Genomic DNA, 20,681 nt, shown 5'->3' with positions numbered 1-20,681 from the left:
CCGTCCTCGTCAGCGGGCGGTCGCCGGTTCCGAGCCGCTGGGCCGGGCGCTGTGCGCCAACTGCCCCACCGCCTCGCCGATCGCCGTCACCGCACGCGCGGTCCGCTTCTCCGACTCCCGGATGGAGCGGCTGAACTCGACGTGCAGGAAGGGCAGTTCGGCCGAAGCGGCGGTCCGGCCCTGGACGTTGGTGCGGCCCTCCAGGGAGCAGCGGCGTACCCAGACCCGGCAGACCTCGAAGCCCTCCCGTCGCAGCGCGGACGACAGGCCCTCGCCCCAGGAGCGGCCGTGGTCGCCCTTTCCGGTGGAGACGATCACGTCGTAGTCCGGTTCGGTGGAGTCGGCGTAGCCGTGGAGCTGGATGCCGGGCAGCCGGTGGGCGACCAGTTCGGCGCAGACCGCGTGGAAGACGGTGTCCCTGCGGTGGGCCACGTCCGCCGCGTCGCCCTCGCCCGCCCTGCGGTTGGCGCCCGCCAGGACCATGACCCCGCCCGGTGTGGCCCGCCAGGCGCCGATGCCCAGCTTCTCGCTGTCGGCGTCCGCGACCGGGTGCGGGACCTGGACGGACCAGGTCGCGGCCGGGCGGGACAGGTCGATGTACACGCGGCCCCAGCCCCGGGCGGACTCCCGGGCCCGGTCGGAGATCTCCGCGAAGCGCCGGCCGGTGGCGGTGTCCGTGAACGTGGCCACCCCGAAATCGACCTCGGAGAGACGCTCGGCGGCGTCCTCGTGGCGGCCGTCGAGGTAGAGCCCGACGCCGTCCGCGATGGTGCGGCGGTCCAGGGCCGTCGGCGGGTGGAACGCGCTGCGGCGGATCGTGTCCCGGGTGAACGTGTCGATCCGGGCCGCCAGGTCGACACCGTCGCGGGGGCGGGCACGCTGCGGCCGGTCCCCGTCCGAACCCCCTCCTCCGGAGGAAGTGACGAGCACCACAACAGCGGCTACAACAGCTGTGACCAGCAATGTTGCAGAGATGGTCGAACTTTTGGCCCATTTGCTCGTCATATTCAAGTAAAAATACATGGGTGACCCGACGTCCTTATGTTCCCTTCACCTCTCGCGCTGCCGTGGCCGTGCTCCTCGCACTGGCGGCCACGGGCTGCTCCCTCATGGGCGGCGACGCCGGGGCCGACGAGGGAGGCCAGGACAAGGGCGGCGGGACGACGTTCACGGTTGCCGCGGCCGGCGACATCCTGATCCATCCGCCGCTGATCGAGCAGGCCCGCAAGGACGCGAAGGCCGAGGGGAAGCAGGGGCTCGACTTCTACCGGCTGATGGCCGGGGTGAAGCCCGTCATCTCCCGCGCCGACCTGGCGATCTGCCACTTCGAGCCGGTCGTGGGCAAGCCCAACGGGCCGTTCCGCAGCTTCCCGGACTTCCTGGTGCCGCCGCAGATCACCACCGCGGCGAAGCAGATCGGGTACGACACCTGCTCGACCGCGTCGAACCACACCCTCGACCACGGCAAGGCGGGTGTGAAGCGCACCCTCGACGCCCTCGACAAGGCCGGGCTGAAGCACACCGGCTCCGCGCGCACCCAGGCCGAGGCCGACAAGCCGCTGATCATGGACGTGAAGGGCGTCAAGGTCGCCCAACTCTCCTACGCCTTCGGCTTCAACGGGCGCGAGGTCCCCAAGGCCACGCCCTGGATCGTCAACCAGAACGACTTCGCCCGGATCAAGGACGCCGAGAAGCGGGCCCGAGCGGCCGGCGCGGAGGTCGTCATCCTGAGCATCCACTGGGGGCGCGAGCACCACCCGGAGCCGAGCTCCGGGCAGATCAAGCTGGCGCGCAGGATCGCCCGGGAGACCGGCATCAACCTGGTCATCGGCCACCACGCCCATGTCGTGCAGCCGATGGAGAAGATCAACGGGACCTGGATCGCGTACGGACTCGGCAACCAGGTCGCCCGGCACGAGGTGCCGTCCGGACTGACCGAGGAAGGCATCATCGGCTGGTTCGAGTTCCACCGGAGCGGCAAGTCGTGGGACGTACGGGCCCGGTACGTGCCGACGCTCGTCTCCATTCCGCCCGAGTCGGACCCGGCGAACCCGGCGCCGGAGGACGCGGTGAAGGACCATCGGCTCATCGACGTGGCCGAGGCGCTGCGCGACGACAAGAACCTCACGGCGGAGGAACGGGCCCGCTACCGGCTGGCGTTCGAGCGCACGCAGGGCACGATGCTCAACCGGGGCGCCGCGCAGGACGGACTGGAACCCCTGGAGAGCCTGCCCGGCTGACGGGCTCCCGGGCAGACCGGCTCGTCGCACGGCTGACCGGCTGACCGGCCGTCAGCGATGACGGTTCGGTGAACTCCGGATGTCCGCTTGGTTCACCCGACCGCCCCCATGGCCTGATTCGAGTGGCCTGTGTCACAACCACTCCTTTCGCTACAACCGTTCGGAATACGAACGAGTCATGATCTTCCGCGTAGACGTTCGATTCTTCGGGTGTGTCCGCATACACCGAAGCCCTGAATCCTCCTGAGAGAAGCAGAAGTCCCGGAACTTCCGTATCGAGCCGAGATCACAACGGAAGTCCCGTCCGCCCCGCAGTGTCGACAGCCCCTGCGGCGCCGAAGCACCAGCACCAGAACCGCAAGAAGTTCCAGAAGGGATCCACCATGGCCGCCTCGCCTGTGAAGCGGCGACACAAGGTCCGCCGCCGGGCCGATATGTCGCTGCTGGGTGGTATACGGCCGCCCATCGCGGTCCTCTCGGCCCTGTTGCTCGCGCTGGCCGGAATCACCGCGCTCGGCCTCGGCCGCACGGTGCAGGACCGGATCCCCGAAGCGGTGCTCACCTCCCAGCAGCAGTTCGCGGAGGACGGCGCCATCGCGCTGCGCGCCTCCATCGACGAGAGCTTCACCGACCTGGGGCGGACCGCCGGACTGTTCAACGCCGCGGACCCGGTCTCGCCCGACGCCGTCCTCGACAAGATCAGCAGCGTCTACCAGAAGTGGACCGGCACCGCGGTCGTCGAGATCTCCTCCGGCAAGCTGCTCGCCGCCCGAGGCGAGAACGTCCCCCTCACCGCGATCGACACCTCCGAGCTCAGCGGCAAGGACGCGCTCGGCCCCCGCATGGTGCGGCTCGCCAACGGCGAGACCCGGCTGCTCTCCTTCGCCCTGCTCTCCTGGCCCGGCACCCCGCAACAGCTCCTGGTCGCCTCCAGCAACCTGCGGTTCCCCGGCATCAGCCTCGGCCAGTTCCGCTCCATCGCCGTCATCGACGGGGACGCCGCCATCCTCTCCAGCGACGGCATCCCGCAGCCCGAGCAGCTGCTCACCGACACCCAGCGCGCCGACGCCGAACGCGCGAACAAGCAGCTGAAAAGCTTCGCGAAGACCGCCTCCGTCAAGGTCCGCAAGCACCCCCTCTCCGCCAAGGAGCCCGGCTCCGGCGGCTTCCCCGGCGTCAGCGGCAGCCTGCTCGGCAGCGTGCACGCGGGCGACCGGAACGTCGCCGGATACGCCTCGCTCGCCGGCCCCCAGCCCGGCGAGCCCACCATCGCCACCGGCCTCGGCCTCAGCGTCGTCGCCATGGTCCCGGTGGCCGAGAACCCCACCGCCGTCGCCGGCCCCCTCTTCGGCCTGGTCGCCGCGGGCGCCCTGGTCCTCGTCGGCGCGCTCGCCGTCGCACTGCTCCTGGGCACCGTCCAACGGCCGCTGATCCGGCTCTTCCTGGAGAGCCGGCGGCTGACCCGGGGCGACCTCACCCGGCCCGTCAGCGCCCCCTCGTACGGCGAGGCCGCCCGGATCGGGCGCTCCCTGGAACGGCTGCGCCGCCAGCTGCTCGGTGAGCCCCGGTCCACCGAGCCGCCCCGTCGCGGCCGGGTCGGCACCCGGGGACTGCTCGTCGTCTGCGGCGTCCTCGTACTCGCCTGGTGCGCCCCGATGCTGCTGCTCCTCAACCGGGCCGACGCCACCGCCGTCGTCCCCCAGCAGCTCGTCAACGACCAGCGCGAGCGCACCGACACCCTCACCGACCGGGTACGCCGGGCCCTCAACGAAGGCCAGGCCGACCTGCTCTCCGTAGCCACCCTGATCGGCGCGGACACCTCGCCCGCCGACATGCGCACCGTCCTGGAACGCACCCGCCTGGAGCACGACCGCTACCAGTCCCTGTACGTCGTCGACGCGACCGGAAAGGTCGTCGCGCACGCCGGGGACACCCCGCACCAGCCGGTCGGCAAGGCCGCGGAGGGCGGCCCGATCCAGGTGCTCAACGACTCCGGCAAGAAGCCCGTCGTCGTCGCTGACGCCGGAATACCCGGCCGCGACGGCGCCAGCGTCGTCGGCGAGTTCCGCATCGAGTTCATCAACGGACTGCTCAAGCGGCCCGGCCTCGGCCAGGTCAGCATCGTCGACGACAAGCAGCGGATCATCGGCGGCAACACCGGCTACCGCGCCTTCCAGGAGCTGCCCGGCGAACGGCTGCGCACGCTCGTCGCCGGCACCAACCAGAAGACCGGCGTGAGCATGCACCCCAGCGGCATCCTGTACCGCGACGGCGGCAAGGTGCAGATCGCCGCGGCCGCGCCCTTCGCCGGCGGCGGGGCGGCCAAGAGCCTCGGCTGGACCGTGGTCAGCCGGCAGCCCGCGAGCTCCCTCGCCATCCCCGAATACCGCAGGCAGAACCTCACGGTCCTGGCCGGGCTGCTGGGGATGGCCGCGGCCATCGCCTGCCTGGGCTGGCTGCACATCGTCGTCGTACGCCCGCTGCGCGCCCTCGCCGACCAGGCGGAGGCGCTCGCCGGCGGCGACCGGCGCACCGTCCTCTATCCGCGCCACCACGACGAGGTCGGCGCCGTCACCCGCTCCCTGGAGCTGGTACGCCAGCAGCTCCCGGCGCAGCAGAAGCGCGAACCCGCGCCGACGGCGCCCGCGACCTACGCCGAAAGGACCTGACCGGCCGTGCTGTTCCTTTACACCGTGCTGGTGGTGTGCTGCGCGATCCTGCTCATAGCGGGCATCGTCGAGCAGCGACGCCACTTCATCAACCTGGAGCGCATACCCGCCCGGGTCCTGGTGAACGGCATTCGCGGTAAGTCCTCCATCACCCGGCTCTGCGCCGGCGCACTGCGTGGCGGCGATCTGGTGACCGTCGCCAAGACCACCGGTACGGCGGCCCGGTTCATCCACCCGGACGCCACCGAGGAGCCCGTCTACCGCAAGTTCGGGCTGGCCAACGTCGTCGAGCAGATCGGCATCGTGCGCCGCGCCGCCTCGTACGACCCGCAGGCGCTGGTCATCGAGTGCATGGCGGTGATGCCGGCGCTCCAGGAGATCAACCAGTCCAAGCTGATCCGCTCCACGATCGGCGTGCTCTGCAACGTCCGCGAGGACCACCTGGCCGAGATGGGCCCGACCCTGGACGACGTGGCGCGCTCGCTCTGCCGCTCGATGCCGGAGGGCGGCATCTGCGTCACCGCAGAGGTCGACCGGTTCGCGATCCTCCAGGAGGAGGCCGACGCCCGCGACTGCGAGCTGATCTACGCCGACCCCGAGACCGTGAGCGACGCGGAGCTGCGCGGCTTCAGCTGGTTCACGTTCAAGGAGAACGTGGCCATCGCGCTGAAGGTCGCGGAACTCCTCGGCGTGGAGCGCGAGACCGCGCTCCAGGGCATGTACGACGCGCCGCCGGACCCGGGCGTCCTCTCCGTCGAGCGCTATGTGACGCCGGACGGCAAGAAGCTGCGGTTCGCCAACGTCTTCGCGGCCAACGACCCCGAGTCCACGCTGATGAACGTCAACCAGCTGCTGGACCTGGGCGCCGTGCACCGCCCGCTGAACGTCGTCATCAACTGCCGCCCCGACCGGGTCGAGCGCAACGGCCAGATGGGTGAGATCATCCCCGATCTCCAGCCCGACAAGGTCTTCGTCATCGGCCACCCGGCCAAGAGCGCCATCGACGCGATCCCCGCCGAGTGGCGCGGCCGCGCGGTGGACCTGGGCGGCGACCGGCGCGACCCCGAGGAGTTCATGCGCGAGCTGCTCGGCGGCCTCGGGCCCGACTCCTCGCTGATCGCCATCGGCAACATCCACGGCCAGGGCGAACTGCTGCTGGAGCACCTCAGCGAACTGCCGCCCGACGAGACCCCCGACGAGACCCCGGACGAGCAGTCCGGCGAGACCGGCCACGAGCAGCCCGGCGAGACCCCGCAGGAGTGGACGCGGGAGACCCCGGACGAACGGCCGGAGCCGCCCGCCCCGCAGCACGTCCGCCACGACGAGACGTTGCCGCTCCAGCAGTACCGGCCGCACCTGGACCCGTACGCGCCCTACCCGGAGGCGTACGAGACCCGCTACCAGCCGCACCCCACGGTCCAGACCCCGGCACCGGCACCGGAACCGGAACCGGAACCGGCAGTAGAACAGACACAGGCAATGGCTCGCGTACCGGCCCGAGCCCGGCCGCGCGGCATGTTCGAGCCCGCCGTGCACCCGGACCCGCAGCACCAGCAGAACCACCGGCACGGGGAGCAGCATCCGGACGGGCAGCAGCCCCCGGCCCCGTACCCACCGCAGGACCCAGACCAGCAGAGCCGGCAGCACAGCGCAGGAGACCCCCGTTGATCCCCACCGTCCTGACGCCCGAGATCGCCGCCATCGGCATCGCACTCGGCCTGATGTTCTCCCTGGTCTGCTACCTGACGACCAACCTCTCGCCCGGCGGCATGATCACCCCCGGCTGGCTGGCGCTGACCCTCGTCGAGGACCTCCAGCGCGCGGCCATGGTGGTCGGCGTCACCGTCCTCACCTACGTGTCCGTGCTGCTGCTCCAGAAGGTCGTCATCCTCTACGGGAAGCGGCTGTTCTCCGCGGTGGTGCTGACCGGGGTCATCCTCCAGGCGACCGTGATGATCGTGCTCCAGGTGGAGTTCCCCCTGATGTACGCCAACCAGACCCTCGGCTTCATCGTCCCGGGTCTCATCGCCTACCAGCTGGTCCGCCAGCCGAAGGGCGCGACGCTGCTGGCCACCGGCTCGGTCTCGCTGCTCGCCTACGTCGTCCTGACCGCCGGCATCCTGCTCGGCGCCCTCCCGTCTGCCTGAGGTGATCTCATGACCGCTCCCCGTACCAAGCAGTCCAAGCGCCCCCGCCAGATCCTGCACGGCGTCACGGTGGTCGCCCTGCTCGCCGCCAGCGCGTACTTCACCGTCGAGCTCCGCAAGGACGAACAGGCCAAGGCGCCCGCCGTCCAGGCCATCACGGACAAGCCGGCGGGAGCCGCGCTGAAGTCCGGGAAGGAGACCTGGGAACGGCTGAACGCCCCCGCCCGCTCGGTCCTGCGCGACGCCGGCGGCAAGGTCCTCGCCACCTTCACCGACCACGCCCGCACCGCCACACTCACCGGCCCCTCCCGCACCTTCGCCGAGCCCACCAACACCAAGTCCCGGGTGGTCACGGAGAACTGGGTGCGGCTGATGCCGGAGAAGTGGAAGAAGGGCTCCGAGAAGCAGCAGTGGTTCAAGGACTGGTTCAAGACCTCCTTCGGCAGCGAGGAGGACGACCTGTTCGCCTTCGCCTTCCAGTACGTCGAGGGCGCGCCCCTCAAGAAGGACGACGAGGGCGTCCCCTACGCCGGTGACGCCCAGTTCGGACCGATCAACCCGGTCGGCAGCGAGGGCAACGACCTGCGCCTGGAGCAGTCGGACTTCTTCGACTACCTGGGCATCCCGTACACCTTCCGCAACGGCGTCACCCGCCAGCCCGACAAGGCCCGCTACCGGTCCATCGACTGCTCGGGCTTCATGCGGACGATCTTCGGCTACCGCGCCCGCTACCCGCTCGCCCCCCTCGACGGCCAGGGCGACGGACTGCCCCGCACCGCCAACGGCATCGCCCGCTCCAAGCTCGGCGCCGACGTCATCCCGCTCAAGGGCATCTCGGCCGCGGACCGGCCCACCTCGATCGACGTGCTGCAACCGGGCGACCTGGTCTTCTTCAAGCTCGACCAGCGCACCGGACAGCGGCTGGACCACATCGGCATGTACATGGGCCACGACTCGGACGGCCACCTGATCTTCGTCTCCAGCCGGGAGGAAGTGAACGGCCCGACCATCGGCGACAAGGGCGGCACCTCACGCCTCGACGGCAACGGCTACTACGCGGCGACCCTGCGCAGCGCGAAGCGGCTCTAGGACACTGCCTGACGGTGTCCGGAAGCGGACGCGGGGTGTGCGGAACCACAACGGTTCCGCATATCCCCGGTCCACCGGCCGGTGCCGCCCTCTACCCTCGGAGCTGCGCGTACGCCCGTGTGCGCGGACCTTCCACCACCAGGTGTCCAGGAGCAGCCATGTACGCGCCGGGTTATCCGCAGAGCGTTCCGCCCAGAGTCCCGGGGCGGGCCTGGATCGTGTCGATGCGGGTGCTGTTCTGCGCGCTCTCGGTGTTCTCCATCGGGATACTGCTCTGGGCCCCGCTGCTCCGGCTGGCGTTCGTGCGCCGCAGGGCCTTCGACTGGTGGCTGACCGTCGGCGCGTTCGCGGCGGTCTTCGCGATCCTGTTGGTCCTCGGCCGGGACGAGCACGACGCCCACGGCATCGACTTCGTCCTCATACCCCTGCTGTTCGCGGGCATGGTGGCCGCTCCCGTCTACTACCTCGTCGCGGACATCCGCCACTACGGGCCGCACGCGGCGAAGCAGCACGCCATGGGCGGATACGTGCCGCCGACGCCCGGGTACGCGTACGCGACCACCACCCCGGTGACCGGCAACCCGGGCCCCGCCCCGCACCCCCCGCACCAGCAGCAGACCTTCCCGCAACAGCCCCTCACGCAACAGCAGTACGTGCAGCAGCAGACCCCGCCGCACACCCCGGCCGCTCCGCACACCCCGTCCGCGCCGCACACCCCGTACCCGCAGCAGTCCCACCCGCAGTCCCACCCGCAGCCCCAGCGCATCGACCAGGTCCGGGCCGAACTCGACGAGCTGAGCGACTACCTCCGCAAGGAGGAAGGCCGGTGAGCGGTCGCGTCATCGGCGGGCGGTACGAGCTGGCGGCCATCCTCGGCCAGGGCGGCATGGGCCAGGTCTGGACGGCCTACGACCAGCGACTGGACCGCCGGGTCGCCGTCAAGCTGCTGCGCCCGGACCGGGTCACCGGGCCCATGGGCAGCGAGGCGGCCGCCGAACTGCGCAGCCGCTTCGTCCGCGAGTGCCGGGTCACCGCCCAGGTCGACCACCCCGGCCTGGTCACCGTCCACGACGCGGGCAGCGACGGCGACGAGCTCTTCCTCGTCATGAGTTACGTCGAGGGCGCCGACCTCGCCGACCATCTCGCCGAACACACCCCGTACCCCTGGCAGTGGGCCGTCGCCGTCGCCGCCCAGCTCTGCGCCGCCCTGAGCGCCGTACACGCGGTGCCGATCGTCCACCGCGACCTCAAGCCCCGCAACGTGATGGTGCGCCCCGAAGGCACCGTCCTCGTCCTGGACCTCGGGGTCGCCTCCGTCCTGGACACCGACACCACCCGCCTCACCCACACCGGCACACCCATCGGCTCCCCGGCCTACATGGCCCCCGAGCAGGCGATGGGCGGCGCCGTCGGCCCCTACACCGACCTGTACGCACTCGGCGTCCTGCTCCACGAACTCCTCACCGGCGACGTGCCGTTCGCCGGCTCCACCGCACTGGGCGTGCTCCACCGCCACCTCTACGAAGCGCCCGTCCCCGTCCGCCGGCTCCGGCCCGACATCCCCGAGGCACTCGAAGCGCTCGTGCTCCGGCTGCTCGCCAAGGACCCGCAGCACCGCCCGTCCGGCGTCCAGGACGTCTACGAGAGCCTCGCCCCACTGCTCCCCGTCCGGGGCGGCGGACTGCCCGGTGGGCCGCTCGACCCGACCCGCCCCTTCCTGCGCCCGCACGCCCCGTGGCCGGACCGCGCCACCACCCCGCCCGCCGCCGCCCCCGCTCCGGTGCCCGCACGGCCCGATGTCGCCGCCGCCGTCGACGAGGTCAAGAAACTCCTCGGCGAAGGCCGCATTACCCAGGCCGTCGACCTGCTCGGCGGCATCCTCCCGGCCGCCGCGGAACAGCACGGCGAGAGCTCCCCGGTCGTCCGCATCCTGCGCAAGCAGTACGCCGCGACCCTGATGGACGACGGCCAGTACCGCCGCGCCCTGCCCGAACTGCGCCGCCTCGCGGACGACCGCGCCGCGGAGGCCGGCCCCGCCGACCCGCAGACCCTCCAGTTCCGCCAGGACACCGCGCAGTGCCTGGAGCAACTGGGCGAGCCCGCCGCCGCGCTCGCGGAGTACCGCGCCGTCCTCCCGTACTACGAGAACCGCTACGCCACGGGCGACGACCCGGCCCGCTCCTACGAGATCCGCCACCGCATCGGCCACCTCCTGCTCGCGCTCGGGGACCACGCGGCGGCCATCGGCGGACTCCAGTCGCTGCTCTACGACACCGAGCGCAGATACGGCCCGAACCACCCGCTCCCCGCCGAACTGCGCCGCCAGCTGGACCGCCGCCGCAAGGTCCGGGGCGGCTGAGGACCTCGTTCCGCGGAACGGCCGGGGCGGCTGAGCACCTCGTTCCACGGAACGGCCGGGACAGCCGAATCCTGGGCTCCGCCGACCAGTTCACCCAATGTCCGCCCCCGGGCCACACCCGGCATCCGCGCCCGACACATTGACCGGCTGATCTGCATGGGTGCTGATCTCGCTGGTGGTGCCCTGCTTCAACGAGCAAGACATACTCGAACGCTTCCATGAACGCGTGACGGACGAGATGACCCGGCTGGGTCATGAGTTCCAGCTCGTGTACGTGGACGACGGGAGCGCGGACCGGACCCTGCCCATCCTGCGGCAGCTGGCCGCCGCCGACCCACGGGCCCGCTACGTCTCCTTCAGCCGCAACTTCGGCAAGGAGGCCGCCATGCTGGCCGGCCTCCGGCACGCCGAGGGCGACGCCGTCGTCATCATGGACGCCGACCTCCAGCACCCGCCGGAACTCGTCGGCCGCATGCTGGAGGAACACGCGCACGGCTACGACCAGGTCATCGCCCGGCGCACCCGCAAGGGCGACCGCGTCACCCGCACCCTCACCGCACGCGCCTACTACTGGCTCATCAACCGGCTCGTCGACGTCGAACTCGTCGACGGAGTAGGGGACTTCCGGCTGCTCTCCCGGCGGGCCGCCGACGCCGTACTCGAACTCACCGAGTACAACCGCTTCTCCAAGGGCCTCTTCGCCTGGGTCGGCTTCCCCACCACGACGTTCAGCTACGAGAACGCCGTCCGCGAGGAGGGCCGGTCCGCCTGGACCTTCGGGAAACTGCTCAACTACGGACTCGACGGACTCCTCTCGTTCAACAACAAGCCGCTGCGCGCCGCGCTCTACCTCGGCCTGCTGCTGCTCTCCCTCGCCCTCGTCTACTCCGGGTGGATCGTCGGCGTCGCCCTGGTGAAGGGCATCGACACCCCCGGATACGTCACCCTCCTCGTCGCCGTCACCGCCCTCGCCGGGGTCCAGATGGTGATGGTCGGGGTGGTCGGGGAGTACGTCGGCCGGATCTACTACGAGGTGAAGCGCCGCCCGCACTACCTGGTGCAGTCCACCAACACCGCTGCCCTCGGCCCGGCAGCGGAGCCGGAACCCCTGGAGTTCGTACGCCGATGACGGTCAAGGCCCAGCTGGTCCGCTTCGCCCTGGTGGGCGTCGTGAACACCGGCACCTACTACGGCTGCTACCTCGCCCTGCTCACCCGGCTGCCCTACATAGCCGCGCACGTGGGCGCCTTCGCGCTCAGCATGGCCGGTTCGTTCCTCCTCAACTGCTGGTTCACCTACCGGACCCGGCCCACCTGGCGGAAGTTCCTGCTCTTCCCGCTCACCAACGCCGCCAACTTCGTCATCACGACCGGCGGCGTCTACCTGCTCGTCGACCTGGCCGGATTCAGCAGCCGGTACGCCCCGCTGGTCGCGGCGGCGGCCGCCGTCCCGATCACCTTCGTGGTCTCGCGCACGATCATGCTGCGGCCGGAAGCACCCCGGAAACCCTCCGTACCGGCCCGCTGACCGGTGCGCCGACCGGGCCCCGGGGAGCCCACATCCCCAACTCCTCCCGAATCGTTGGTCGAATCAGCCGAATCAGTGGCCGGGACCGGTTCCCATGCCTAACATCGATCATCGCAAGGCCTTGTGCACCGCCGCACAATCTCCTCGGGAGGCTCCTTTGCACCGCCGCCGTCGCACCGCGCTCACCGTTTCCGCCGTGACCCTCGTCGCAGCGCCGCTCCTCTCCGCCTGCGGCAGCCAGGCCCACCCCGGCGCGGCAGCCGTCGTGGGCGGCGACCGGATCGCGGTGTCCACCGTGCAGGCCCAGGTGGCGGACGTGCGCGACGCGCAGGGCACCTCGAAGCAGGCGGCCCAGGCCGCCGACCAGTCCGGCCAGCTCGTCCGCGCCAAGCTGCACGGGATCATCCTGGACCGGGTCCTGGACCGGGCCTCCGCGGACGCCGGGGTCACCGTCAGCCGCGCCGAGATCCAGCAGATGCGCCAGTCGGCCGTCGCCCAGTACAAGGGGGAGACGGGGCTGCGGGCCGCGGTGCTCCAGGAACGCTGGATCTCCCCGGGCCAGATCGATTCCTTCCTGCGCGAGCAGATCCAGCTGACCAAGCTCTCCCAGGCACTCGGCGCGGACCCGTCGACTCCCGCCGGTACGAAGGCCCTCGGCGACGCGCTGACGAAGGCCTCCAAGGCCCTCAAGGTCGACGTCAACCCGCGCTACGGCAGCTGGGACAACAAGCAGATCCAGCTCGCGGACTACAAGGCCCCCTGGATCAACCAGGTGACCAAGCCCGACCGGGCACCGGCGGAGGCCGGGGCGTAGCAGCGGCCGGGCGGCCGGGTAGATTCGCAGCGTGAACGCTGAAGACCCCGGCCGTATCGTCCTGCTCACCGCCAGCCACCGCGTCGCCCCCGGACTGCTGTCCTGGCCCGCCTGGCAGACGCTGCACGCCGCGGACCGGGTGCTCTGCGGGGAGCCCGGCCAGCCGCAGCTGCCGTATCTGCGCGAGGCGGGCATCACCGTCGAACCGGCGGTGCCCGACGCCGAGGAGCTCGTCGCCTCCTGCGCCGGGGGCCGGACCGCGGTCGTCCTCACCGGGGGCGAGGGCAACCAGCCGCTGACCGACGGGCTGGCGAGGCTGGCAGGTTCCGGGCGGGTGCGGATGCCGGACCTGGAGCTGCTGCCCGGTTCCTACGATCTGCCGGGTGCCCGCCTCCTCGATCTCGTCCAGGTCATGGACCGGATCAGGATCGAGTGCCCCTGGACCTCGCAGAAGACCCACAAGGGCCTCGCCAAGTACGCCATCGAGGAGGCGTACGAGCTCGTCGAGGCGATCGAGGACGGCAACCGCGAGGAACTGCGCGAGGAGCTCGGTGACGTACTGCTCCAGGTCGTCTTCCACGCGCGCATCGCGGAGGAGGACGAGCAGGAGCCGTTCTCCGTGGACGACGTCGCCGCCACGCTCGTCGAGAAACTGATCCACCGCCACCCGCACGTCTTCGGCGACGAGACCGCCGAGACCCCACAGGACGTCCACGCGCACTGGCTGCGGACCAAGGCCATCGAGAAGCAGCGCGAGTCCGTCACCGACGGCGTCCCCCTCGGCCAGCCTGCCCTCGCCCTCGCCGCGAAGCTGGCCGGCCGCGCCGCCACCGCCGGCCTCGACGTACCGCTCCCCGGGGGCGACGGCGAGGGCGACGACCTCGGCTACCGGCTCCTCGCCCTGGCCGTCCGCGCCCAGGAGGACGGCACCGACCCGGAGGCCGCCCTGCGCGCGGCGGGCCGCGCCTACCGCGACGCCATCAGGGCGGCGGAGGGCCTCGGCTGACGTTCGTCCGGGCGGGCGCGGTCGCGGAGCCGGGGCGCGAACCGACGTCAACGCGGCGTGAACGCCACCGGGAGGGTCCGCAGACCACGCATGATGAGGCCGCCCCGCCACCGTAGATCGGCGGGGTTCACAGCGAGCTGAAGGTCCGGCAGACGCCGGAACAGCGTCTCCAGTGCCGTGCGGCCTTCCAGCCGCGCCAGTGGAGCGCCCAGGCAGTAGTGGATGCCGTGGCCGTACCCCAAGTGCTGGTTGTCCCGCCGGGAGAGGTCGAGCGTGTCCGGCTCCGCGAACCGGGCAGGATCGCGGTCGGCCGCCGCGAGGACCACGAGCACGGGATCACCCTCACCGATCTGCTCGCCACCGATTTCCAGGGCTTCCGTGGCGTAGCGCCAGGTGGCCAGTTCCACCGGGCCGTCGAAACGCAACAGCTCCTCGATGGCGGTGTCCAGGAGTCGGTCGTCGCCCTGCTGGACAGCACTCTGGAAGACAGCACGCTGCGACGGGTTGCGAAAGAACGCGTGGGCGCTGTTGCCGATCAGGTTGATGGTCGTCTCGAAACCCGCGAAGAGGATCACGAAACACATCGCGGCGGCCTCGTTCTCGGTGAGGTGCTCGCCGTGGTCGCTCGCCCGGATCAGACCGGAGATCAGGTCGTCACCGGGGTCCTCCCGCTTCCGGTGGATCAGCTCGGCAAGGTAGGCCCGGATCTTCTTCACGGACCGTGCGACCCCGCCCCGCGGGCCGCCGCCGTGCCGGATCATCATGCCTGCCCAGTCTCGGAAGTCGTCCTGGTCCTCCTCCGGTACGCCGAGCAGATCGCAAATGGCGTAGATGGGGAGCGGGAAGGCGAAGTCATGGATCAGGTCGGCCTCCCCCTTCTCCGCGAAATCGTCGATGAGCCGATCCGCCAGCTCCTGCACACGGGGCCCGAATGTGGCGATCGTCCGGGGCGTGAAGGCCTTGGACACCAGCCGGCGCAGCCGGGTGTGGTCGGGCGGGTCGATGTTCAGCAGATGCGTCATGAGGTTGGCGCTGCGCTCGCCGGGGATGCCGGTCTTGCTCTTCCCCCGGGCGTCCTCCGCGTGGTGCGCCGGGTTCTTCGACAGGCGGCTGTCGGCGAGGGCCTGACGTGCGTCCGCGTACCGGGTGATGAGCCACGCCTCGACGCCGCTGGGCAATGTCGTCCGGTGTACGGGGCTGTGGTCTCTCAGCCAGGCGTAGGCGGGGTAGGGGTCGGTGGCGAACTCCCAGGTGAAGAGCTCGGGCGACGGGATGTGGTTCACATGACGACGGTATCGGGCGCCTGCCGGCGAGCCGCCTCCGTCCTCGTTCCGCGCTCCCGACACGCTGGACCTCTCGCGGCGTGACAACCAGCACCTCGGCTACGGGCACGGCATCCATTACTGCCTGGGAGCACCGCTCGCCCGGCTGGAGGGGCAGGCCGCGCTCGCCACGTTGCTGAAACGCCTTCCGGATCTGCGACTTGCGGGGGAAGCTGCCGATTTGCGCTGGCGCGGCGGGCTCATCATGCGCGGACTGCGGACGCTTCCGGTCGAGTTCACCCCCGGGGCCACCGGCAAGGAAGGTGACACTCTGTCAACTCTGTGACTTCGGCGTGATCTCCGCTGCATCGACTTGTGACACACGTTCGAGTCCCGCTAGGTTCACCGTTCGACTCACCAGTCACCTTGTCAGTCACACGGAAGGCATTCCCATGGGCTCCGCGAACGGCAGACACCGTCGCCCTCGTCAGGCACCCGCGATCATCGTCGCCGCAGGCGTGACCGGCTCGGCCATCGCCATCCCGCTGCTCGGCGCGGCCGGCGCGCACGCCGCCGACGCGTCGACCTGGGACCGGGTCGCGGAGTGCGAGAGCGGTGGGATGTGGAGCGCCGACCTCGGTAACGGCTTCTACGGCGGCCTGCAGTTCTCGCAGGAGGTCTGGAAGTCCTACGGCGGTGAGGCGTACGCCCCGCGCGCGGACCTCGCCAGCCGCTCGCAGCAGATCGCCGTGGCGGAGAAGGTGCTGGGCGATCAGGGGCCGAAGGCGTGGCCCAGTTGCGCCGTCATCTCCGGCCTCACCCCGGACGGCTCCCTGCCGGGTGTCGACCCGGGCGTCGATCCGGCCGCCACCCCGTCCGCGGACCCGACGCAGAGCGCGGACCCGGCCGAGAGTGCGGACCCGTCCGCGACTGCCGATCCGTCAGAGAGCGCGGACCCGGCGGACGACGCGGCCGGGGATGCCACGAAGGCCCCATCGGACGACGCCACGTCAGAGCCGGCAGGCAAGGACCGCAAGGACCGCGAGGCGGACGCCTCGTCCTCCCCGGGCGCCACGCCCCCGGCGTCCGGCTCCTCCGGCGCGGGTGACCCCTCCGGCACCCCGGACGGGTCCTCCCCGGCCGCTGAGGCGGGCGGCAAGCATCGCGGCGCGCCGGCTCCGGAGCGGGCCGGTGACGGCCGGGACGCGGGGCGGCACGCCTCGCGCGGGGATGCGGACGGACGCGGCACGGGCGCGCCGGCCGCCGACGGCACGTACACCGTCCGGCCCGGCGACAACCTCTGGGCCATCGCGGACGCGCAGGAGCTGCCCGGCGGCTGGACCGGGCTGTACGAGGCCAACAAGGCGACCGTCGGCTCCGACCCGGACCTCATCCTGCCCGGTCAGCACCTCGACCTCGACCTCGGCGTGAAGGCGGGCTGAGACCCAGTCAGGGCCGTCCTGGCGGCGACCGTGGAAACGGTCTGATCAACAGCTGAAGACACCTCGCACCTGGGGTACTTAAGAGGCCTATGTCCCACTTTTGACTAAGTGAGACATGGGTCTCTTCGTGTGAACTGGCGCGCCTTGTCCGGGAGGTCCCCCCGCATCCGTTCCGACCTGCGCAAACAGGTGTTAATCCGATGCTCGGAAGAGCTGTTTATCCGGTATGTCCTTCTTTGAATGTAGGGGTTCGGTGTGTTTACGGTCAGAACCGCTCGCACCGCGGGCCCCGTCGATCGTCACGCCGAATCCTGCCGTCGGTCGAAGGGAACAGACGCGTAAAGCGCCGTAGGCAGGAGCGGGGGACCCAGGTAAGTGCCGGGCCCGATCGTCGCAGGACGCATCAGGACCGGCTTGGGGTGAAGTCGTGCGCTAGGACGTGCGACCGGGCAACTCACTTGGCCCGAACCCGACAGCTCACCTCGCAGGCGTCGGTGAGGAGAAGTCTCGATGCTGCTCAACAGCAAGGGCAACAAGCACCGCCGCCCGTCCAAGGCCGTCCGTATCGCCACGCTCGCCGGTGTGACCGGTGCCGCCATCGCCGTGCCCCTGATGGGTGCCACCGGCGCCTCCGCCGCCTCCGTCTCCACGTGGGACGCGGTCGCCCAGTGCGAGTCCGGCGGCAACTGGTCCATCAACACCGGCAACGGCTACTACGGCGGTCTGCAGTTCTCGCAGTCCAGCTGGGCCGCCGCCGGCGGTACGCAGTACGCGGCCCGCGCCGACCTGGCCAGCAAGGCCCAGCAGATCGCGGTCGCCGAGAAGCTCCTCGACATGCAGGGACCGGGCGCCTGGTCCTGCGCCGGTGCCGGCAACCTGAGCAACGACGGTGTCGACCCGGGCGTCGACACCGGCTCCAGCGCCCCCAAGGCGGAGGCCGCTCCCAAGCAGGAGTCCGCTCCCAAGCAGCAGGCCGAGCCGAAGAAGGCCGAGCGCACCGAGGCCCCGGCCACCAACCGCTCGGACCGCTCGACCGCCCCCGAGGCCGGCCAGAAGAAGACCGTTACCACCCCGACCGGCGAGAAGGTCAAGAAGGGTGACGGTGAGTACAAGGTCGTCACCGGCGACTCGCTGAGCAAGATCGCGGCCGACCGCCACGTCAAGGGCGGCTGGCAGCAGCTGTTCAAGCTGAACAAGGACATCGTCCAGGACGCCGACATGATCTTCCCGGGTCAGCAGCTCCACCTGGTGAAGTAGTCCGGCACTCTCCTCGCCGATCTCCCTGGCCCGGTTCGCGTCTTCCCCCCACGCGTGCCGGGCCGGGGTCTGTCGGTCGCCGGTCCGGTGGCCCGGTGGCGCGTGGCGCGGCTCGCGCGATCGCGTACCGACTGTTCAACTGTTGTAGTTACCGGCCAGTAAATTTCTGGTCTTCCGTCCCGCTATGACTGCTCTTGGGTCCTATTTCGTCCCAGGGGACGGGCGGGCGGCCGACTGAGACGGCCGGGCCGGTTAGGCTCTTGTCGCAAGGCCAAAGCGACCCTGCACAAACAGCGTCATATCCCAGAAGGAGATGCCTCGTGCCGTCCATCGACGTCGTCGTAGCCCGGGAAATCCTCGACTCCCGGGGCAACCCCACGGTCGAGGTCGAGGTTGGCCTCGACGACGGCAGCACGGGCCGTGCTGCCGTTCCGTCCGGAGCCTCCACCGGTGCCTTCGAGGCCATTGAGCTTCGCGACGGTGACCCCAACCGCTACCACGGAAAGGGCGTCGAGAAGGCGGTCCTCGCCGTGATCGAGCAGATCGGCCCGGAGCTCGTCGGCTACGACGCGACCGAGCAGCGGCTGATCGACCAGGCCATGTTCGACCTGGACGCCACGGAGAACAAGGGCTCGCTCGGCGCCAACGCCATCCTCGGCGTCTCGCTCGCCGTCGCCCACGCCGCGTCCGAGGCCTCGGACCTGCCGCTGTTCCGCTACCTCGGTGGCCCGAACGCGCACCTGCTGCCCGTCCCGATGATGAACATCCTCAACGGTGGGTCGCACGCCGACTCCAACGTGGACATCCAGGAGTTCATGATCGCCCCGATCGGCGCGGAGTCCTTCTCCGAGGCCCTGCGCTGGGGCGCCGAGGTCTACCACACGCTGAAGAAGGTCCTGAAGACCAAGGGCCTGTCCACCGGTCTCGGTGACGAGGGCGGCTTCGCGCCGAACCTGGAGTCCAACCGCGCCGCGCTCGACCTCATCGTCGAGGCCATCAAGGAAGCCGGTTACGCCCCCGGCAAGGACATCGCGCTCGCGCTCGACGTCGCCGCGTCCGAGTTCTACAAGGACGGCACGTACGAGTTCGAGGGCAAGTCCCGCTCGGCCGCCGAGATGACCGAGTACTACGAGGAGCTCGTCGACGCGTACCCGCTGGTCTCCATCGAGGACCCGCTGTACGAGGACGACTGGGCCGGCTGGAACGTCATCACCGAGAAGATCGGCGCCAAGGTGCAGATCGTCGGCGACGACCTCTTCGTCACCAACCCGGAGCGCCTGGCCCGCGGCATCGAGGAGGGCTCCGCCAACGCCCTGCTCGTCAAGGTCAACCAGATCGGTTCGCTGACCGAGACCCTGGACGCCGTCGAGCTGGCCCAGCGCAACGGCTTCAAGTGCATGATGTCCCACCGCTCCGGCGAGACCGAGGACGTCACCATCGCCGACCTCGCGGTCGCCGTGAACTGCGGCCAGATCAAGACCGGCGCCCCGGCCCGCTCGGACCGCGTCGCCAAGTACAACCAGCTGCTGCGCATCGAGGAGATCCTCGACGACGCCGCGGTGTACGCGGGCCGTTCGGCGTTCCCGCGGTTCAAGGGCTGACAAGCCCGACCGGGTCCAGCGACCCGGCCTCCGTCCGTCCCTGCACTCGGTCCCGTACCGTGTGCGGGGACGGACGTGCGTAATGGGGAGGCGGAGACATGGCCGCGAAGGACCGGGACCGGTTCTCCACCGCGACCCGGCTGAGGCTGCTCGGTGAGCAGACCGCAGCCCGCGTCTACCGGTCCCAGAGCAAGCGCCAGGCCCGCCGCTCCCGACTCACCGGCCGGGCGGCCTTCCTGGCCCTGGTCGTCTGCTCCCTGGTCGTCGCCCTCGCGTACCCGATGCGGCAGTACGTGTCGCAGCGCGACGAGATCGCGGACCAGGAGCGGCTCGCGCAGGAGGCCGAGGCGCGCACGGAGGAGCTGCGCGACGAGAAGGCGCGCCTCCAGGACGACGCGTACATCAAGCGGCTGGCCCGCGAGCACCTGCACTACCTTCTTCCGGGAGAGACCAGCTACACCGTGGTCGATCCCGACGCGGTCAAGGAGCGCAACGGAGTGCCGGACGAGTCCGGCCGGCCGTGGCACTCCAACCTGTGGGACGGCGTCGACAGCGCCGACCGGGGCTGACCCGCGTTCCCGTCATCTCGCATTTCACCGTCCGGCCGCGGCACCGCGGTCCGGGCGGCCCGATCAGAACCTAGGCAGGCATGGAAACGCCCCCTCCCCAGACCGAGTCCACCGCGCCCACCGACGCGGACATCGCCGCGTTCCAGCAGCAGCTGGGGCGCCCGCCGCGCGGGCTGCGCGCCATCGCGCACCGCTGTCCGTGCGGCAACCCGGACGTGGTCGAGACGCAGCCCCGGCTGGAGGACGGTACGCCGTTCCCGACGACGTACTACCTGACGTGCCCGCGTGCGGCGTCCGCGATCGGCACGCTGGAGGCGAACGGGGTCATGCGGGAGATGACCGAGCGCCTCGGTACGGACCCGGAGCTGGCGGCCGCGTACCGGGCCGCGCACGAGGACTACATCGCGCGGCGTGACGCGATCGAGGTGCTGGAGGGCTTCCCGAGCGCGGGCGGCATGCCGGACCGGGTGAAGTGCCTGCACGTGCTCGTGGGGCACTCGCTGGCGGCGGGTCCTGGGGTGAATCCGCTGGGGGACGAGGCGATCGCGATGCTGCCTGAGTGGTGGCGCAAGGGTCCGTGCGTGTCGCCGTGCGGTGCGGCTGACGGGGACGAGGGCTGAGGGCTGAGGCTCGCCCTTCGGGGGCTCCGCCCCCGGACCCCCGCTCCTCAATCGCCGGAGGGGCTTGATCAAGAGGGGC

18 protein-coding genes, 1 pseudogene and 1 riboswitch are annotated in these 20,681 nt (G+C 70.7%); of the genes and pseudogenes, 17 read left to right on the top strand and 2 right to left on the bottom strand.

From position 1 onward, the window contains the following. Window positions 1-9: 9 nt before the first annotated feature. Window positions 10-930: a hypothetical protein gene (locus ACZ601_RS26735; RefSeq protein ID WP_469542436.1), complete on the bottom strand. Its 921-nt coding sequence runs from the start codon at window positions 928-930 to the stop codon at window positions 10-12. Window positions 931-1,109: 179 nt separating this feature from the next. Between ACZ601_RS26735 and ACZ601_RS26730 the strand changes: the two genes are divergently transcribed. The 11 genes from ACZ601_RS26730 (at window position 1,110) to ACZ601_RS26680 (ending at window position 13,851) form a co-directional block, all read left to right on the top strand. Beyond that, on the top strand, window positions 1,110-2,240 hold the full coding sequence (locus ACZ601_RS26730) for a CapA family protein (protein ID WP_469542682.1): 1,131 nt from the start codon (window positions 1,110-1,112) through the stop codon (window positions 2,238-2,240). Between the two features lie 383 nt (window positions 2,241-2,623). Continuing rightward, complete coding sequence (locus tag ACZ601_RS26725; RefSeq protein WP_469542433.1) at window positions 2,624-4,909, top strand: cache domain-containing protein; 2,286 nt, start codon at window positions 2,624-2,626, stop codon at window positions 4,907-4,909. Window positions 4,910-4,915: 6 nt separating this feature from the next. After that, window positions 4,916-6,577 (top strand): poly-gamma-glutamate synthase PgsB, encoded by a 1,662-nt coding sequence (gene pgsB / locus ACZ601_RS26720; RefSeq protein ID WP_469542431.1) that lies wholly within the window; start codon window positions 4,916-4,918, stop codon window positions 6,575-6,577. Beyond that, on the top strand, window positions 6,574-7,056 hold the full coding sequence (locus ACZ601_RS26715; protein ID WP_073738471.1) for a poly-gamma-glutamate biosynthesis protein PgsC/CapC: 483 nt from the start codon (window positions 6,574-6,576) through the stop codon (window positions 7,054-7,056). The genes pgsB and ACZ601_RS26715 overlap by 4 nt, the downstream gene beginning before the upstream one ends. Window positions 7,057-7,065: 9 nt before the next feature. Further along, window positions 7,066-8,145: an NlpC/P60 family protein gene (locus ACZ601_RS26710; protein ID WP_469542427.1), complete on the top strand. Its 1,080-nt coding sequence runs from the start codon at window positions 7,066-7,068 to the stop codon at window positions 8,143-8,145. A gap of 158 nt (window positions 8,146-8,303) precedes the next feature. Continuing rightward, window positions 8,304-8,975, top strand: coding sequence for a hypothetical protein (locus tag ACZ601_RS26705; protein WP_469542423.1), 672 nt, complete (start codon window positions 8,304-8,306; stop codon window positions 8,973-8,975). After that, on the top strand, window positions 8,972-10,504 hold the full coding sequence (locus ACZ601_RS26700; protein WP_469542420.1) for a serine/threonine-protein kinase: 1,533 nt from the start codon (window positions 8,972-8,974) through the stop codon (window positions 10,502-10,504). The genes ACZ601_RS26705 and ACZ601_RS26700 overlap by 4 nt, the downstream gene beginning before the upstream one ends. Window positions 10,505-10,664: 160 nt before the next feature. Next, the gene (locus ACZ601_RS26695) at window positions 10,665-11,633 is read left to right on the top strand and encodes a glycosyltransferase family 2 protein (RefSeq protein WP_469542418.1); all 969 of its coding nucleotides are present in this window, start codon (window positions 10,665-10,667) and stop codon (window positions 11,631-11,633) included. Next, on the top strand, window positions 11,630-12,031 hold the full coding sequence (locus ACZ601_RS26690) for a GtrA family protein (protein WP_440577545.1): 402 nt from the start codon (window positions 11,630-11,632) through the stop codon (window positions 12,029-12,031). The genes ACZ601_RS26695 and ACZ601_RS26690 overlap by 4 nt, the downstream gene beginning before the upstream one ends. A 157-nt stretch (window positions 12,032-12,188) precedes the next feature. Then, the gene (locus ACZ601_RS26685; protein ID WP_440577544.1) at window positions 12,189-12,845 is read left to right on the top strand and encodes a SurA N-terminal domain-containing protein; all 657 of its coding nucleotides are present in this window, start codon (window positions 12,189-12,191) and stop codon (window positions 12,843-12,845) included. Window positions 12,846-12,876: 31 nt separating this feature from the next. After that, entirely contained in the window at window positions 12,877-13,851 is a 975-nt protein-coding gene (locus tag ACZ601_RS26680; protein WP_469542414.1) for a nucleoside triphosphate pyrophosphohydrolase, read from the top strand. A 47-nt stretch (window positions 13,852-13,898) separates the two neighbouring features. Here ACZ601_RS26680 and ACZ601_RS26675 read toward each other — a convergent pair whose 3' ends face one another. Next, a complete protein-coding gene (locus tag ACZ601_RS26675) occupies window positions 13,899-15,134 on the bottom strand; it encodes a cytochrome P450 family protein (protein WP_469542411.1) in 1,236 nt (411 codons plus the stop codon). A gap of 46 nt (window positions 15,135-15,180) precedes the next feature. Between ACZ601_RS26675 and ACZ601_RS26670 the strand changes: the two are divergent. The 6 genes and pseudogenes from ACZ601_RS26670 to ACZ601_RS26645 form a co-directional block, all read left to right on the top strand. Further along, window positions 15,181-15,459, top strand: a pseudogene (locus ACZ601_RS26670) (cytochrome P450); the annotation flags it as partial. Window positions 15,460-15,565: 106 nt separating this feature from the next. After that, complete coding sequence (locus ACZ601_RS26665; protein WP_469542408.1) at window positions 15,566-16,555, top strand: transglycosylase family protein; 990 nt, start codon at window positions 15,566-15,568, stop codon at window positions 16,553-16,555. Between the two features lie 334 nt (window positions 16,556-16,889). Beyond that, window positions 16,890-17,061: riboswitch (cyclic di-AMP (ydaO/yuaA leader) on the top strand. A 4-nt stretch (window positions 17,062-17,065) separates the two neighbouring features. After that, window positions 17,066-17,812 (top strand): transglycosylase family protein, encoded by a 747-nt coding sequence (locus ACZ601_RS26660; RefSeq protein WP_469542405.1) that lies wholly within the window; start codon window positions 17,066-17,068, stop codon window positions 17,810-17,812. Between the two features lie 320 nt (window positions 17,813-18,132). Then, a complete protein-coding gene (gene eno / locus ACZ601_RS26655; protein ID WP_440577539.1) occupies window positions 18,133-19,413 on the top strand; it encodes a phosphopyruvate hydratase in 1,281 nt (426 codons plus the stop codon). Window positions 19,414-19,511: 98 nt separating this feature from the next. After that, a complete protein-coding gene (locus ACZ601_RS26650) occupies window positions 19,512-19,982 on the top strand; it encodes an FtsB family cell division protein (protein ID WP_073738483.1) in 471 nt (156 codons plus the stop codon). 80 nt (window positions 19,983-20,062) lie between these two features. After that, window positions 20,063-20,602, top strand: a complete 540-nt coding sequence (locus tag ACZ601_RS26645) for a DUF501 domain-containing protein (RefSeq protein ID WP_371772795.1) — start codon at window positions 20,063-20,065, stop codon at window positions 20,600-20,602. Window positions 20,603-20,681: the final 79 nt, after the last annotated feature.

It is taken from the genome of Streptomyces sp. NPDC104307 (genome assembly GCF_055584045.1).
The sequence above is the reverse complement of the archived record's forward strand: the minus strand, read 5'-3'. Positions and strand labels throughout refer to the sequence as shown.